Raw genomic sequence first — 15,628 nt, forward strand, 5'->3', positions numbered from 1 at the left:
CTGTGTCGCGTCCGCACACGTCGAGGGAAAAGACCGTCCGTTGGCTGACTCAGTCGAGCCGTGCGACGATCGCTTCGGTCACGTCCTCGGTCGAAGCGTCGCCGCCGAGGTCCGGCGTCCGCGGGCCGTCCGCGAGGACGGACTCGACCGCGTCGCGGACCGCGTCGGCCTCGGACTCGTAGCCGAGATAGTCCAGCAGCATCGCCGCGGAGAGAACCGTCGCCGACGGGTTGGCGACGCCCTCGCCCGCGATGTCCGGCGCGGTGCCGTGGACCGGCTCGAACAGCGCGCGGTCGGGACCGATGTTGGCCGACGGGAGTAGTCCAAGACCGCCCACCAGACCGGCCGCGAGGTCCGAGAGCACGTCGCCCGCGAGGTTCGGGCAGACGATGGTGTCGAACTGCGTCGGGTCGAGACAGACCTTCGTCGCGAAGGCGTCCATCAGGACCTCCTCGGTCTCGACGCCGCGCTCGTCGGCGACGGAGACGACAGCGTCACGGAACCGACCGTCGGTCTCGCGCATCACGTTCGCCTTGTGAGCCACTTGGAACGAGCCGCCCTCGCCACCGACGTAGTCGCAGGCGAACTCGGCCAGCCGCTCGGAGGCCGAGGTGGTGACGACGCGCGTCAGCGTCGAGAGGTCGTCGGAGAGACGGTCCTCGTGACCCGAGTAGACGCCTTCGGTGTTCTCCCGGAGGAAGACGAGGTCCGTCTCGGGACGGAGCGCGTCGACGCCGGGGTAGGCCTTCGCGGGCCGGACGTTGACGAACGAGTCGACGGCCGTCCGGAGCGGCAGGATGACGTCTGCCGCCGTCTCGCCAGCGGCTCCGAACAGCGTCGCGTCCGCGTTGGCGACGAGGTCGTAGGTCTCCTGCGGGAGTGCCTCGCCCGTCGCTTCCTTCGTGGCGTCGCCCGCGTCGGCTTCGACGTACTCGAAGTCGCCGACGGCATCCAGTACCTTCTGGGCGGCCGGGATGACCTCTTGGCCGATGCCATCGCCGGGGATGACGACGATCTCCTCAGTCATCGAGACTCACGTAGGGGAGCGATTCGGCCTTGTCGCGGACGGCCTGTGCGTTCGACTTCATCAGTGCGGTGGTGTCCCAGACGCCGTCGACGAGTGCCTTCCGCTGGGCCTCGTCGACGTTCACGTCGACGGTGGTGTCGCCGTAGGTGACGGTCTCGGCCTCGACGTCGACGTCGATGTCGCCGTCGGGGTTCTCGTCGACCCACGCCTGAATCGCTTCGACCGTCTCCTGGTCGGCGGTGACGGTCGGGATGCCGAGCGCGAGACAGTTGCCTGCGAAAATCTCGGCGAAGGACTCGCCGATGAACGCGTCGATACCCCAGCGCATCAGTGCCTGTGGGGCGTGTTCCCGCGAGGAGCCGCAGCCGAAGTTGCTGTTGACGACCATCACGGAGGCGTCCTTGAACCGGTCTTCGTTCATCGGATGGTCCTTCGGCGTGTCGTCGTCGTCGAAGCGCACGTCGAAGAACGAAAACTGGCCGAGACCGTCGAAGGTGACGACCTTCATGAACCGCGCCGGGATGATCTGGTCCGTGTCGATGTCGTTGCCACGGATGGGCACACCCGTGCCGGAGACGTAGTCGACTTCGGGGATCTCCTGTTCGTCGCTCATGCGACGTTCACCTCCTTCAGTTCGCGTACATCAGTCACGTGGCCCTTGATGGCGGCGGCGGCGACCATCCGCGGGTTCATCAGGACGGTGCGGCCGTCTTTCGACCCCTGCCGCCCGATGAAGTTGCGGTTCGACGAGGAGGCACACGCCTCGTCGCCTTCGAGCTGGTCCTCGTTCATGCCGAGACACATCGAACAGCCGGCGTTGCGCCACGTGAAGCCAGCTTCCTCGAAGATGTCCTTGAGACCCTCTTCTTCAGCCTGCTTCTGGACGCGCTGGCTGCCGGGGACGACCATCGCACGGACGCCCTCTGCGACCTGCCGGCCCTTGACGAGCTTCGCGGCACGGCGCAGGTCGGCGAGTCGCGCGTTCGTACAGGAGCCGAGGAAGGCGACGTCGATCTCGTAGCCCTCCATCGTCTCGCCGGGCGTGACGCGCATGTGTTTCTGCGCGCGCCGGGCGGTGTCCTGCTTATCGGCGGGCAGGTCTTCGGGGGCCGGGATGGGCTGGGTGATGCCGACGCCCTGTCCGGGCGTGGTCCCCCAGGTGACGACCGGCTCCAGCTCGTTGCCGTCGATGGTGACGACGTCGTCGTACTCGGCGTCCTCGTCGGATCGGATGGACTCCCAGTAGGGCTTCAGACGCTCGAACTTCTCGGGGTCGTCTTTGAACTCGTCGGTCTCGGCGAGCCACTCGTAGGTGGTCTCATCGGGGTTGACGTAGCCCGCACGAGCACCGCCCTCGATGGACATATTGCAGATGCTCATGCGACCTTCCATGTCGAGGCTCTCGATGGCCTCGCCGGCGTACTCGTAGACGTAGCCGACACCGCCGTCGGTGCCAAGCCGGCGGATGATTTCGAGGATGACATCCTTGGCTTCGACGCCGTCACCGAGTTCGCCGGTGACCTCGATCTTCCGCACCTTCTGCTTCTCGAAGGCGAGACAGCCGGTCGCGAGTACGTCGCGAATCTGGCTGGTCCCGATCCCGAACGCCAGCGCGCCGAACGCGCCGTGTGTCGAGGTGTGGCTGTCACCACAGACGATGGTCTTGCCGGGCTGGGTGATGCCCTGCTCTGGACCGATGACGTGGACGATACCCTGGTTTCCGGAGGTGGGGTCCGAGAACTGGATGCCCGCCTCGCGGACGTTCTCTTCCAGTTCGGCCATCATCTCCTCGGCGGCGTCGTCGCCGTAGGGGCGCGACTGGTCCGCCGTCGGGACGATGTGGTCGACCGTCGCGTGCGTCAGTTCGGGGTAGGCGACCTCCATGTCGCGCTCCCGAAGCATCCCGAACGCCTGCGGACTCGTGACCTCGTGGATGAGATGCAGCCCGATGAACAGCTGCGTCTGGCCCGTCGGCAGTTCGGTGACGGTGTGTTCGTCCCACACCTTGTCGTAGAGCGTTCCCTCACTCATCGACGTCGTCCTCCGCGTCGGATACGCCGCGCTCCCACACTTCGTTGGCACCGTCGCCGTGCGGCGGCGTGTGGTCGATGTCTTTCATCTCTTGCTCCTGCTCGGACTCGGTCGCGCCCCCGTCGGCGACGGCTGGGCCACGAGTGTACACGGTCGTGAACGTCTCGCCCGTGTACGGGTTCGTGTGGCTGATGTCTTTCATCGCCTGTCGGTCGTCTCGCTCTGTCATGCTTTCATCTCGGCTTTCTCGTCTTTCTCGTCCTCTTCGGACCACGCGAACAGGCTGCGCAGGCGCGCGCCGACCTCCTCGATCTCGTGGTTCTTCTCGGCCTCGTAGAGCTGGTGGTACTGCGGACGACCCGCCTGGTTCTCGACGATCCACTGGCGGGCGAACGTGCCGTCCTGCACCTCTTCGAGCACCTGCTCCATGTTCTCGCGAGCGTGCTCGTCGACGATGCGCGGGCCACGCGTCATGCCACCGTACTCGGCGGTGTCCGAGACGGAGTGGTACATCGCGCCGATGCCGCCCTCGTACATCAGGTCGACGATGAGCTTCATCTCGTTGAGGCACTCGAAGTACGCCATCTCCTGACTGTATCCGGCGTCGACGAGCGTCTCGTAGCCCTGCTTGATCAGTTCGGCGATGCCGCCACAGAGGACGGCCTGCTCGCCGAACAGGTCGGTCTCGGTCTCCTCGCGGAAGGTCGTCTCGACGACGCCCGCGCGGGTGCAGCCGAGTGCCTTCGCGTAGGCGAGAGCCTGCGCTTTCGCATCGCCCGTCGTGTCCTGATACACGGCCAGGAGTGCAGGCGTCCCGGAGTTCTCGACGTAGTTGCGACGGAGGATGTGCCCCGGCGTCTTCGGGGCGATCATCGTCACGTCGACGTCTTCCGGCGGCTCGATCTGGTTGTAGTGGATGTTGAAGCCGTGGGCGAACTGGAGCGTGTCACCGGGTTCCAGTTCGTCCTCGATGGCCTCGAAGACGGCCGGCTGGACCGTGTCGGGCACGAGGATGCTCACGATGTCACCCTCGGCTGCCGCGTCGTCCGGGGTGGCGACACGGAGGCCCGCCTCTTCGGCGTCGTCCCACGACGAGGAGTCCTCACGCAGGCCGACGACGACGTCGACGCCGCTCTCGTGGAGGTTCAGCGCGTGGGCGTGGCCCTGGCTCCCGTAGCCGAGTACCGCGACCGTCTTGTCCGTGATGTGCGTTGCGTCAGCGTCGTCGTCGTAGTAGACTTCAGTGGTAAATTCGTCAGTCATCGTAGTTTGGTGTCTGCGTGGAATCGTCTGCGTGTTGGTCGTGGTCGTCGCTGTGGCGGTATTCGCTCGACGCGCCGGGCGACTCGCCCGGCGTCGTCGGCGTGTCGCCACGCGCGAGTGCCGTCTGGCCCGTCCGGGCGATCTCGATGATGCCGAACTGCCGGAAGGCGTCGATGGCGTCGTCGATCTTCTGCTGGTCGCCGGTGATCTGGACCGTGATGGTCCGCGGCCCGGCGTCCAGCGTCTGGCCCTCGTACATCTGCGTGATGGCGTGGACCTTGTCCGGTTCGTCGCCCTCGACTTTCAGCAAGACGAGTTCGGCGCGAACCGCGTCGTTACCCAGTTCGCCGACCGCGATGGCCGGCGTGAGCTTCAGGAGCTGCTTTTTGATCTGGTCGATGCCCGCTTCGGTCTCCTCGACGACGAGCGTGATGCGGGCGTGGCCCTCGACCGTCGTCGGGCCGACGGTCAGGCTCTCGATGTTGAACTGTCGGCGGCTGAACAGCCCCGAGACCCGCGCGAGGACGCCCGGCTCGTGTTCGACGAGTGCCGAGACGACCGCGCTTCGAGGCTCCTGTTCTGCCTCCGCTTCGGGGTCGATACGTTCGCCGTGGGAATTGCGGCGTCCCTCCGGATGGGGTCGTTCCTCCGGAGTCGGACCCGCCAGTCCCTTTTGATTCTGTGTCATAGCTGGTCCTCCGAGAGAGCGAACTTACCGTTCGCACCGCCCGAGGAGACCATCGGATAGACGTTCTCCGCGGGGTCGATGTGGAAGTCGATGACCGAGGGACCGTCGTAGGCGAGTGCCTCCTCGATGGTGTCTGCGACCTCGTCGTAGTTGTCGACCGACCAGCCGCGGGCACCGAACGCCTCGGCCAGCTTGTCGAACTCGGGACACCAGTCGTAACCGGCGGCCATCCGCCGACCTTCGAAGAAGGCGTCCTGCCACTGTCGAACCATCCCGATATACTCGTTGTTCAGGACGGCGACGGTGATGTCGAGGTTCTCACGGACGGCGACTGAGAGCTCCTGAATCGTCATCAGGAACGAGCCGTCGCCGTCGACACAGACGACTTCCTGGTCGTCGTCGGCCGCGAGCCGCGCACCGATTGCGGCGGGCAGGCCGTAGCCCATCGTCCCCAGCCCGTGGGAGGAGACCCACGTGCGCGGGTGCGAGAACTTCCAGTACTGGGCGGCCCACATCTGGTGTTGGCCGACGCCGGTCGTGACGATGGCGCGGTCCGAGGTGGCTGCGTCCAACGCCTCGACGACGAACTGCGGCTTCAGCGGCTCGTCGTCCGGCGCGGCGTAGTCCATCGGATACTCGTCTTTCCACGTGTGACACTGCTGCCGCCACTCGCGGGCGTCGGGCGAGCGGTTCAGCTCCGCGGTCAGCTGGTCGAGGACGGTCTCCGCGTCGCCGACGAGCGGATAGTCCGCGTAGACGTTCTTCGAAATCTCCGCCGGGTCGATGTCGACGTGGATAACCTCCGCCTCCGGGGCGAAGGTGTCGACACCACCGGTCAGGCGGTCGTCGAACCGACAGCCGACAGCGATCAAGAGGTCCGTGTGGGTGATGGCCATGTTGGCGTAGCCGGTGCCGTGCATCCCGGCCCACTCCAGACACAGCTCGTGGTCGTCGGGCATCGTGCCGATTGCGGGCATCGTCTCGACGACAGGGATGCCGTTGTCGATGGCGAACGCCCGCGCCGTCTCGGTCGCGTTGCCCTTGATGATGCCGCCGCCGAAGAGCAAGAGCGGTTTCTCCGCGCGCTCGATGGCGCGGGCCGCCGTCTCGACGTCCTCGCCGTCGGCTTCGGTCTGGACGGTGTGGTTCCGCGGCGTCGTCGCCTCGCCAGGCTCACGGTCGGTCTCGCCGAGCGTGATGTCCTTCGGCAGGTCGACGAGCGTCGGACCGGGGCGGCCCGTCCCGGCGAGACTGAACGCCTCGCCGACGGTGTCGCCGACGGTGTCCGAGTCGCTCGCGAAGTAGTTGTGTTTCGTGATGGGCATCGTGACGCCGGTCGTGTCCGTCTCCTGGAAGGCGTCCGAGCCGACCATATGCGACGGGACCTGTCCCGTCAGTGCCAGCATGGCGTCCGAGTCCATGTTGGCGTCGGCGAGACCGGTCACGAGGTTGGTCGCGCCGGGACCGGACGTCGCGAAGCAGACGCCGGGGTCGCCCTTGACGACGCCGTAGGCGTCGGCCGCGTGGGCCGCGCCCTGCTCGTGGGCCATCGTGACGTGGCGGATCGACGAGTCGTAGAGCGCGTCGTAGACGGGCATGATCGCCCCGCCCTGGACGCCGAAGACCGTGTCGACGCCCACGTTCTCGAGGGCGCGAACGGTCGACTGCGCGCCGGTCGTGACGGGCGTGGCTGTTGTCGATTCCTCGTCTCGTGTGTCTGTGTCTGTGTCTGTCTTGGTTGCGGGTTCGGGTTCGCTCATTGGATACCCCCGTGTCGATGGGTCTGTGGTTGGTTAGTCGTGTGCGTGGCTTGGTGCACTGAAAACGGTGCAAGCGCCGGGTCAGAAGGGGTGGTGGAAGGGGCTAGGCGGCCCCTACAATAATGAGCGTCCGCACGACAGCGTCGCTGGCGGTGAGAGCGGACCCACGTGCCGCGACTGACTGCGTCATCGTGTTGGATTGGTTTGCCCGGACGTGCATAATCTTTTCGCGGCGTGCAAGGGTTGCGCGAAGCCACCGGCTCGTTCACTCGCCACTGGCTGGGTAGTGAAACGGACGACGGCCCGGACATCTTACGCCCGAACCTCCTCCTCGCGGTAGACGCCCTCTTCGCGGGCGAACCGTTTGAGTTCGGTCATCGTCACCCGCTGTTTCTCCGCGCCGTAGTCCTTGACGCGGCGGGTGATGGTGCGGACCTCGGAGTCGGTCGGCTCGAAGCCAGCCTCCTCCAGTCGCTTGCGGACCGAGTGGGTCCCCGTGTGCTTGCCCAGGACGAACTCGCGTGTCGCCCCGACCATCTCGGGCGTCATGACACCCGGTTCGAAGGTGTCGCTGTTCTCCAGCACGCCAGCGGCGTGGATGCCGCTCTCGTGGGAGAAGGCGTTGCGCCCGACGACCGGCTTGTTCGCCGGGATGGGGATGTCCGAGGCCGACTCGACCAGTCGAGCCAGCTCGGTGATGCGCGTGGTGTCGATACCGGTCTCGACGCCGTAGAGCGCCTCTGCCGACATGACGACCTCCTCGTAGGCGGCGTTACCGGCGCGCTCGCCGATGCCGTTGACCGAGACCTGTGCCTGGTGCGCACCGGCCTCGAAGCCGGCCATCGCGTTGGCGCTGGCCAGCCCGAAGTCGTCGTGGGCGTGGACGTCGATTTGGGCGTCCGTGTGCTCGCGGACCGTCGAGACCAGCTTGGCCATTCGGGTCGGCGTACAGACGCCGCAGGTGTCCGGGATGTTGATCCAGTCGACGTCGACTTCGCTGACCGCCTCGATGATCTCGATCAGGAACGCCTCCTCGGTCCGGGTGGCGTCCATCGGCGAGAACATCACGTCGACGCCCGCCTCCTTCACTCGCTCGACGGAGGCGACGGCGCGTTCGACTGCCTCTTCGCGGCTCGCGTGCATCGAGTCCTGCAACTGGACGTCGCTGGTGCTGACGAAGACGTGGACGAGGTCGACACCCGAGTCGAGTGCAGCCTCCACGTCCTTGTCGACAACTCTGGCCAGTCCGCAGGTGGTCACGTCAGTCGACGAAGCGATGTCACTGACGGCTTCGAACTCCGCGTCGGAGTTGACGGGGAACCCGGCCTCGATGACGTGGGTGCCCATCTCGTCCAGTACGGCGGCGATGTCGCGCTTCTCCTCGTAGCTGAACGAGGTGCGTGGCGACTGCTCACCGTCACGGAGCGTCGTGTCGAAAATCCGTACGTTCTCTATCTCAGAAGAGTGTTCCAGTGTGCCCTGGAAGAACTCGACCCGCCGAGCTGGTACTCGACGTGTCCATGTTGTGGTTGGACATTGTACTCGATGTCACGGTCGTTCCGATATATAAAAGTGTCTCTTAGACAGTCGGTGTCACGTTTCGTATGTGGCTCGGCAACACGGGTGATTCGAGAAACCGCACGACATCGACGCCCTTCAATTCCCTGATTGTCCTTATATAGCATAATATCACACCGATGTGTTGGCCAGCCAAAAGAACCGTGAAATAGTATATTTTCAACCAAAAAGAGAAAGATTAACTCCCGAGCGGCTCACGCGCACCCCCGACTGGACGAGTGTGGACTCGGCGGCCGAACCCGTCGGAACGACCGAACGCTTTTCTCGGCCCCCTGCAAGAACCTCGGTATGAGCGATTTCGAACTCGACCTCAGAGGGGCCGAAGACCAGCTCGACGACGTGGAGATCGAGGGCAACGTCGTCCTGGGCGTCCTCGACGGGAGCACCGAACCGGACGTCTGGATCCGGAAGGTACAGGAGGGCAACGTGCTGTTTCTCGCCATCGAGGGCGACCTGAACGCGCTCGCGGCGGGCTTCGCACGCGAGGTCAAGGATATGGGCGGCGAGCTGATGCACTTCCGGAAGTTCCTCATCGTCGCGCCCGAGAACGTCGACATCGACACCAGCCGCCTCGACTGAATCGGCGTGTTCGGCCGACCCAAGTCGGCTCACTCGGCCCGGCGTCAGACTCAGTCGAACCGGCTCGTCTCGGCACCGCAGGCGTCACAGGAGAGAACGTATTCGACCGTGTCGTCGCCTTCTCGCTTCTCGTAGTCCCGGCCAGTGACCTCGCCGCAGGCCGGACATTCCTCCTCGATGACGGCCGCGTCGCTGTCTTTCGGCGCGCCGACGGCGACGACCTCCGCCACCGAGTCGCCGACGGCACGGGCTCGGTTCCAGTGTTCCGGCGGGACGAAGAACGCCTCGCCCGCAGCGACGTGATACTCCTCGTCGGGCGTCTCGACGACGAGCTCGCCAGCGAGGACGTAGAACAGCTCCTCGTGGTCGGGATGTTTGTGGTAGCCCCACGGGATCTGTTCGCCGGGGTCGGCCCGGAAGACGTTGAAGCTGAACGCCGTCGCGCCGACTGCTTCGTCGACTTCCTTCTTCTCGCGCGTCGGGTTCGGTGTGTTCGGGAGGTCGTCGATAGCGACCTTACGGTAGCCGGTCATACGCGGGTTACAGCGTCGGCCCTGATAACCTCGTGGACGGAACCGAATCAGGTCTCGACGAACGTCACGAGGTGGCCGTCGGGGTCGCGGACGCGGAGGCCGCGTTTCCCGCTCTCGCTGACCGCGATGGGTTCGTCACACCAGCCGACGACTGCGGCGACCGCCTCGGCCGGGTCGTCGACGGCGAGCGTGAGGTCAACGTGCACGCCCCCACGCGCGTCCGCGAGACCTAACTGCGGCTCCCAGAGTTCGAGGTCGAACGGGCCGCGCAGTCTGACGCGGTGGCGTTCGTCGCCGCGGTCGACGACCTCGAAGCCGAGGGCGGTGTAGAAGGCCTCCGCCCGGGCGAGATGACCGACTTCGAGGACGACTTCGAAGATGCCGGTCAGGCCAGTTTCACTGGATTCGCCACCGTCCCCGTCGATACCGCCGATCTCGACACAGTGGTCGTCCGGGTCGTCGACGTAGAGCGACCGGTAACTCCCGAAGGTATACTCCGCAGGGTCGAGGTCGGCGAGCGAGTCGAGCCAGTCGTCGTACTCGTCGGCCGGTGTCGTGAACGCGTAGTGGACGTGGAGTCCACCACGGGGAGCCTCGGTCGGCCGTCTGAGGACGAGGTCGGTGTCGCCGACGCGGTAGCCGACGGCCGTCTCGGTGACGCTCGTCGGGTCGAGTCCGAGCCGTCCTTCGTAGAAGTCGCGCGCTCGGTCGAGATACTTGACTTCCAGACCGAGGCGGTCGAGACCAGTGAGCATACCGGGGCTACGGCTCGGGAATGCAAAAGGGCACGTCCGCGTCGGCACCGGCGCGTCGGTCGACGCGAACGATTCGGCGGCCGAAAGCGGAGGGGAGCACCGGGAGAGCGTCTTTTAAGCGAATTCGGTCCCAACTCGGGGCATATGCCGATGAAAGGCTCCGGAACGAGCGAACTGCGCGAGATCGACCGCTGGGAGGATGGCGTCGGCTGGATCGCGTACCCCGACGAAGAGATGCAACGCGCCAGCCACGCGTTCGTCGGCGACGACGGCGGCGTCTGGGTCGTCGACCCCGTGGACGCCGACGGACTCGACGAGTTGCTCGCGGAGTTCGGCGACGTCGCGGGCGTCGTCGTCATGCTCGACCGCCACAAGCGTGACTCCGCAGCCATCGCCAACCGTCACGACGTCTCGGTCTACGTGCCGGACTGGATGACCGGCGTCGCCTCGGAGCTCAACGCGCCCGTCGAGCGGTTCGGCCGCCAGCTGGCCGACACGGGCTACCGCGCCATCACGGTCCGCGACTCGTCGGTTCCGCCGTGGCAGGAAGTCGGACTCTACCACGAGGCGTCGGGGACGCTCGTCGTGGCGGAGTCCGTCGGTGCGGCCGAGTACTTCCTCGCGCCGGGCGAGTCTCTGGGCGTCCATCCGATGCTCCGGCTCTTCCCGCCGGAGCGCGCACTGGGCGACCTCGAACCCGAGCGTCTCTTCGTCGGCCACGGCGAAGGCGTCACGAGCGATGCCACGTCGGCACTCCGTGACGCGCTCGACGGTTCACGGAGCCGCAGCGTGTCTCTCTACGGGAAGACGCTGAAAATGTTCGTCGCAGGATAACTTCACTTGCCGGTACATTTTTAGTAGCACAGTTTAAACCAGATTGCATATGATGACCGTGCTGGGCCGTAACAACCGCCGACGAGGTGTCTCACGTTGACGATCTCGTTCGCCGAGCGGGACGCGTCGACCGGCCTGACGGTTTCGGACGTCGCCGAACGCCGCCAGTACGCTCTCGAGACGCCAGCGTCGGTGACGCCGACCCCGGCCGACCCCGACCGATTTTGGTTCCCGGTCGACGAGGCAGTCTCCATTCGGACTGCCACTCTCACCCTCCCAAGCGTCGTCGCCACCTACGTCCGGACGGCCGACGGCGAGATGCTGCGCGAGATCGAACATTTCGACAGCCAGACATTTCAACCGGCGCGCTACAGCGTCGAACTCTGCGCACCAATCAAACTCTACGTGCAGGTCGACGGTGGACTCTCAGTCGAGACCCACGCCGACCACATGACGCTCTCGTTCGACGCAGACGCCGACGTCGTCGTCGGGGCGCGCTCGCACCACAAACATCCCGAGGCGACCATCACGACGACCGCCGACCCACGCGACCAGATGCAGGCTCTCTCGGCACTCTCGTCGTCGCTGAAGACGACGACCTGCGAACGGTCGTATCCGACGCTCCGGGGCCATCCCCCGACGGTCGAACTCGGCGACGAACTCGAAATCCCGGACGAACTGTCGACCCCCGAGACGGGCGTCCGCATCGAGATTCCACCGACACGCCGGTATCTCTATCCGGTCGTCCCACTGGCGTACTATCTCGGTGCGGCAATCGAACCGGGACCGACACCCCGAATCGTCACCGAGACGGGCTTCGAGCATTCGTTGGACACGCCACGCGGCTTCGAACACGAGGTCGAACGCGTCCTGAAACAGACGTTCTTTTTCGACTGTCTCACCCGGACGGAAGGCTACTACAAGGTGGCTCTGCACGAGCGTGAGGCGGTCGAGGATCTCGTCGACCTCGACTTCACCAGTCTCTACGACCGCTCGCTCGCCGAGCAGTTGGAGGCGTATCTCGACATCCCCTATGCTGTCGTCGAGGACCACGTCCCCGAGTGGAAGCTGACGACCCACGTCGCTCCGGACCCCGAGAACGTCGAACTGCTCCCCTTCTTGGTCAACGACCTTGCGGTCGTCCGACTGCCGCAGGGGCAGCAGGTCTCGGCCTCCGAAGCGCAGATGGCCGCACTGAGCGACTTCACGCGCGACGAGTTCGTCCGGAGTGCCGCCGAGAGTCCGAGCGAGAGCGACGCACCGTCGCTCGTCCAACCCGAGGCCGCCGACTCCCTGGAGCAGGCGTGGGCGGGCGAGGACGCCCCTATCGGCGCGAGCAAAGCGTCGGTCCAGGCCTTCCGCAACCGCCTCGACCGGACGGCCTCCGACGGCGACATCGACATCACCGTCGTCTGCAACGACGACGCGATGGACGAGGAGGGTGACCTCGCCGAGGAGATTTACGGCTCACGGTCGGACCTCCCGTTCGACGTCACCATCTACCGGGATCTGTCGACGGTCGCGCTGCAGGCGGTCATCGAGACCGACAGCGACTTCCTGCACTACATCGGCCACATCGACGACGAGGGCTTCGACTGCGCTGACGGCAAACTCGACGTCGCTGACCTCGATACCGTCGGCGTCGACGCGTTCTTCCTGAACGCCTGTCGCTCCTACGACCAGGGGATGGCACTCATCGAACGCGGTGCCATCGGCGGCGTCGTCACCCTCTCGGACGTCATCAACAGCGGTGCCGTGCGAGTCGGCAAGACGATGGTTCGGCTGTTGAATCAGGGCTTCCCGCTACGGGCGGCACTGAACATTGCGAAGGATGAATCTATCGTCGGTGGGCAGTACATCGTCGTTGGCGACGGGAACGTCGACGTGGTTCAGTCAGACAGTCGGACGCCGGGATTGCTCAAAATTGAGTCGAATGGTGACGTATACGAAGTTTCCTCCAAATTATTCCCGACGAACTCTCATGGCATGGGAACAATGGCTATTACACCATTCGGCGACGAGAAGAAGCAACACCTCGCAGCGGGAGAAATCGATGTGCGGGTGGCCACTGCAGAAGAAATCTCAGACGTAGTCGCGATGGAGAACATCCCAATACTGTTTGATGGCAGACTCCGCTGGTCACAGAACTTCTCGATTATCGACGAATGAACTGAGAGCTCCCTGGTTCACGGGCCACCAGTACCTGCCCAGATTCCTGCCGAAGCGTTCCCAGCCTGCGTGAGCAGCAGCATCATCGTGAACAGCACGCCGATCATCCGCGGGTTCTCTGCGAGGTACGTCGTGAGGGTATCGTCGGACATTACAATTACACCGACACGCCGCAAACATATAAAACTTCCGACAAGTTTCTGACAGACTAAAACATTATGAGAACAACTGCCACTGTCGCTAGATATCCGGCTAGCTACCTAAGTAACCACTCGTTTGGCGGAGGAAACGGCCGAATCGTTCAGATCGCCGACGGGGTTATGCGTTCGACTCGCGTAGGGTCGCTGTGATATACGTCACACGCGGACTGGTTGACGTCCTTCTCGACCTCGCCGAGGATGCCGAGCCGAACGCGCTCGACATCACGCTGGCGTCGACGCCAGCGCGCAACTTCGAGTCCGACCTCGATCTCGACCCGGAGACACCCGTGTTGACGCATTTCTACCTCCCCGACGCGGGCCGGTCGGTCGGCGCGGTCTTCGGGATGGACCTCGGGACGCCCGCTGGGAGCGGCAAGGCCCGGTTCATCACGCATCCGCAGGGGAAACTGGTCGTCACCAAGCGCGACCATCTCGCGGCGGTGATGCTCCTCGCGGTCCCGCCGTGGGACGAACGCTCCTACGCGGCGTTCGACCGCTCGGGCCGCCAGCTGGACCTGTCGGTACTCGATGCCGAGCCGCCGCAAGAATCGCTCGCCTAACTGCTCCAGCTATTCCAGATAGCCGAGGTCGGTCAGCTGGTCGGTGATCTCCTCGAACTCCGCCTCCGTGAGCTGCCCCGACCGCTGGTGCTGGATGACGATACTCCGCAGGAGGAAGCGCACGAGGTCGCTCGTACTGGAGAAACTCGTTCCTTCGATGGTGTCCTCGACGCGCTCTGCCAGTTCCTTCGGGATGGAGACTGTCGTGTACTCGGTCATACTCGGCGGGAAGTGGTCGCGCGGGATAAAGTCTGTCGCCACGGCCCGACAATTCTGTCGTCGTCACTCGGGGATTTTTACGGACTCAGCACATAGCGGCCGCTAATGGCAGCTAGGCCACCGCAGGGAGACGACTCATCACCCGAGGTCATCGAGTTCGGTATCGCGACAGTCGCCGCACGACTCGACGATGCGAACGTGTCGTTCCCGGCGACATCGGAAGACGTGGTCCGCGCCGTCGACGACACGGCCATCCCGTACGACGCTTCGGGCAACACGTTCGAACTGGCGGACGCACTCGAACAGGTCCCGTACGACCAGTTCGAGAAACGTGCCGACCTGCTCAACGCACTCCATCCCATCTTCGAGGAGCGACGAGCGGAAGGCTCGGGAAGCGTCGTCGGCCGACTCCGCAAACTGCTGCCCTTCTAATCCGACCGGCCGTCGCCTTCGAGTTTCTCCAGGCGGTCGATCTGTTCTCGGTGGAAGCTGAGAATCATGTCCGCCAGCACACCGAACATCAGGAGCTGGACCCCGAAGAGGACGGCCGCCGCGGCGACGATGGCGAGCACCTCGTGGGACACGCGCGGCACCCGGATGAACCACTCGTAGCCGACGTAACTGGCGACGGCGAACCCGACGAACGTCGAGACGGTGCCGACGCTCCCGAAGTAGAACAGCGGGTTGTTGGTCTTCGCCCGCCGGTAGAGTTCGAGGAAGATGATTCCGCCGTCGCGGAGCGGATGGAGGTTCGTGTTCGAGCCGTCGGGTCGCGGCCGGTAGGTGATGGGAACGACCGCCGTCGACACCTCGTGTTTGACGCACTCGATGGCCATCTGCGTCTCGATACCGAAGCCGTCGGCGGTGAGCGTCAGTCTGTCGAACGATTCGCGGGTGAACGCCCGGTAGCCGCTCAGGATGTCCTGGTAGTCCTGGCCGTGGATGAACGCGAACGTGCGGTTGATGATCCGATTGCCGATGCGGTTGAGTCCGGTCATCGCCCCCTCCTGCATATCGGCGAACCGGTCGCCGATGACGTGCTCGTAGCCCTCGGCGAGCGGGTCGAGCATCTGGACGGCGTCCTCGGGTCGGTAGGTTCCGTCGCCGTCGGCCATGAGGACGTAGTCGACCTCGATGGCGTCGACGGCCTCGCGGATGGCCTGGCCCTTGCCCGAGCCGGACTGGATGAGGACGCGAGCACCGTGCTCGGAGGCGATCTTGCGGGTCCCGTCTTCGGAGCCACCGTCGATGACGAGGACGTTCTCGAAGCCCTCGCGACGGTAGCCAGCGATGACCTCGCCGATAGTCTCCGCCTCGTTGTACGTCGGGAGGAGGACGCACACGTCGTCCGGGGAGACGCTGGTCGCTTCGGCTGCGGTCGCGGCGGCGGCGTGCTCCATTGGCCGACACTGGACGCGGCGGTACTAAAAGC

The 15,628-nt window shown here is 65.0% G+C and carries 17 protein-coding genes and 1 pseudogene; 5 read left to right on the top strand and 13 right to left on the bottom strand.

All coding sequences use genetic code 11. The features are described 5' to 3' along the window. Positions 1–49: 49 nt before the first annotated feature. The 8 genes from leuB to BLR57_RS12345 all read right to left on the bottom strand — a co-directional run bounded on the left by leuB (position 50) and on the right by BLR57_RS12345 (position 8,242). Positions 50–1,027: a 3-isopropylmalate dehydrogenase gene (leuB, locus tag BLR57_RS12310; protein ID WP_089697903.1), complete on the bottom strand. Its 978-nt coding sequence runs from the start codon at positions 1,025–1,027 to the stop codon at positions 50–52. Next, complete coding sequence (gene leuD / locus BLR57_RS12315; protein ID WP_089697905.1) at positions 1,020–1,640, bottom strand: 3-isopropylmalate dehydratase small subunit; 621 nt, start codon at positions 1,638–1,640, stop codon at positions 1,020–1,022. Before leuD ends, leuB begins: the two co-directional genes overlap by 8 nt. Further along, positions 1,637–3,058, bottom strand: a complete 1,422-nt coding sequence (gene leuC / locus BLR57_RS12320) for a 3-isopropylmalate dehydratase large subunit (protein ID WP_089697907.1) — start codon at positions 3,056–3,058, stop codon at positions 1,637–1,639. The genes leuD and leuC overlap by 4 nt, the downstream gene beginning before the upstream one ends. Beyond that, on the bottom strand, positions 3,051–3,287 hold the full coding sequence (locus BLR57_RS12325; protein ID WP_089697909.1) for a DUF7989 family protein: 237 nt from the start codon (positions 3,285–3,287) through the stop codon (positions 3,051–3,053). The genes leuC and BLR57_RS12325 overlap by 8 nt, the downstream gene beginning before the upstream one ends. Beyond that, positions 3,284–4,321: a ketol-acid reductoisomerase gene (gene ilvC, locus BLR57_RS12330; RefSeq protein WP_089697912.1), complete on the bottom strand. Its 1,038-nt coding sequence runs from the start codon at positions 4,319–4,321 to the stop codon at positions 3,284–3,286. Before ilvC ends, BLR57_RS12325 begins: the two co-directional genes overlap by 4 nt. Further along, the gene (ilvN, locus tag BLR57_RS12335) at positions 4,314–5,009 is read right to left on the bottom strand and encodes an acetolactate synthase small subunit (RefSeq protein ID WP_089697914.1); all 696 of its coding nucleotides are present in this window, start codon (positions 5,007–5,009) and stop codon (positions 4,314–4,316) included. The genes ilvC and ilvN overlap by 8 nt, the downstream gene beginning before the upstream one ends. Next, on the bottom strand, positions 5,006–6,769 hold the full coding sequence (gene ilvB / locus BLR57_RS12340; protein ID WP_089697916.1) for a biosynthetic-type acetolactate synthase large subunit: 1,764 nt from the start codon (positions 6,767–6,769) through the stop codon (positions 5,006–5,008). Before ilvB ends, ilvN begins: the two co-directional genes overlap by 4 nt. A 312-nt stretch (positions 6,770–7,081) precedes the next feature. After that, positions 7,082–8,242 (bottom strand): LeuA family protein, encoded by a 1,161-nt coding sequence (locus BLR57_RS12345; protein ID WP_089697918.1) that lies wholly within the window; start codon positions 8,240–8,242, stop codon positions 7,082–7,084. 393 nt (positions 8,243–8,635) lie between these two features. Between BLR57_RS12345 and BLR57_RS12350 the strand changes: the two genes are divergently transcribed. Further along, positions 8,636–8,926, top strand: coding sequence for a DUF5779 family protein (locus tag BLR57_RS12350; RefSeq protein ID WP_089697920.1), 291 nt, complete (start codon positions 8,636–8,638; stop codon positions 8,924–8,926). A 50-nt stretch (positions 8,927–8,976) separates the two neighbouring features. Here BLR57_RS12350 and BLR57_RS12355 read toward each other — a convergent pair whose 3' ends face one another. Together BLR57_RS12355 and BLR57_RS12360 are read right to left on the bottom strand one after the other, a co-directional pair. Beyond that, on the bottom strand, positions 8,977–9,459 hold the full coding sequence (locus BLR57_RS12355) for a cupin domain-containing protein (protein WP_089697922.1): 483 nt from the start codon (positions 9,457–9,459) through the stop codon (positions 8,977–8,979). Positions 9,460–9,506: 47 nt separating this feature from the next. After that, a complete protein-coding gene (locus BLR57_RS12360; protein WP_089697924.1) occupies positions 9,507–10,214 on the bottom strand; it encodes a VOC family protein in 708 nt (235 codons plus the stop codon). A gap of 144 nt (positions 10,215–10,358) precedes the next feature. Between BLR57_RS12360 and BLR57_RS12365 the strand changes: the two genes are divergently transcribed. Further along, positions 10,359–11,048, top strand: a complete 690-nt coding sequence (locus tag BLR57_RS12365; RefSeq protein WP_089697926.1) for an MBL fold metallo-hydrolase — start codon at positions 10,359–10,361, stop codon at positions 11,046–11,048. A 96-nt stretch (positions 11,049–11,144) separates the two neighbouring features. Continuing rightward, positions 11,145–13,217 carry a hypothetical protein gene (locus BLR57_RS12370; protein WP_089697928.1) on the top strand — a complete coding sequence of 691 codons (2,073 nt, stop codon included), beginning with the start codon at positions 11,145–11,147 and terminating at the stop codon, positions 13,215–13,217. A gap of 17 nt (positions 13,218–13,234) precedes the next feature. On the opposite strand, the gene BLR57_RS19890 is transcribed toward BLR57_RS12370, so the two are convergent. After that, positions 13,235–13,369: a DUF7503 family protein gene (locus tag BLR57_RS19890; protein ID WP_280140453.1), complete on the bottom strand. Its 135-nt coding sequence runs from the start codon at positions 13,367–13,369 to the stop codon at positions 13,235–13,237. A gap of 197 nt (positions 13,370–13,566) precedes the next feature. Here BLR57_RS19890 and BLR57_RS12375 point away from each other — a divergent pair. Continuing rightward, a pseudogene (locus tag BLR57_RS12375) lies at positions 13,567–13,977 on the top strand (hypothetical protein); the annotation flags it as partial. Positions 13,978–13,986: 9 nt separating this feature from the next. On the opposite strand, the gene BLR57_RS12380 reads toward BLR57_RS12375, so the two are convergent. Then, complete coding sequence (locus BLR57_RS12380; RefSeq protein ID WP_089697934.1) at positions 13,987–14,196, bottom strand: ribbon-helix-helix domain-containing protein; 210 nt, start codon at positions 14,194–14,196, stop codon at positions 13,987–13,989. A 105-nt stretch (positions 14,197–14,301) separates the two neighbouring features. Between BLR57_RS12380 and BLR57_RS12385 the strand changes: the two genes are divergently transcribed. Then, on the top strand, positions 14,302–14,628 hold the full coding sequence (locus tag BLR57_RS12385) for a DUF5789 family protein (RefSeq protein WP_089697936.1): 327 nt from the start codon (positions 14,302–14,304) through the stop codon (positions 14,626–14,628). Here the strand turns inward: BLR57_RS12385 and aglJ are convergent. Further along, entirely contained in the window at positions 14,625–15,596 is a 972-nt protein-coding gene (gene aglJ / locus BLR57_RS12390; protein ID WP_089697938.1) for an S-layer glycoprotein N-glycosyltransferase AglJ, read from the bottom strand. The genes BLR57_RS12385 and aglJ overlap by 4 nt on opposite strands. Positions 15,597–15,628 lie beyond the last annotated feature (32 nt).

It is taken from the genome of Halogranum gelatinilyticum (assembly GCF_900103715.1).
GTDB classification, from domain to species: domain Archaea; phylum Halobacteriota; class Halobacteria; order Halobacteriales; family Haloferacaceae; genus Halogranum; species Halogranum gelatinilyticum.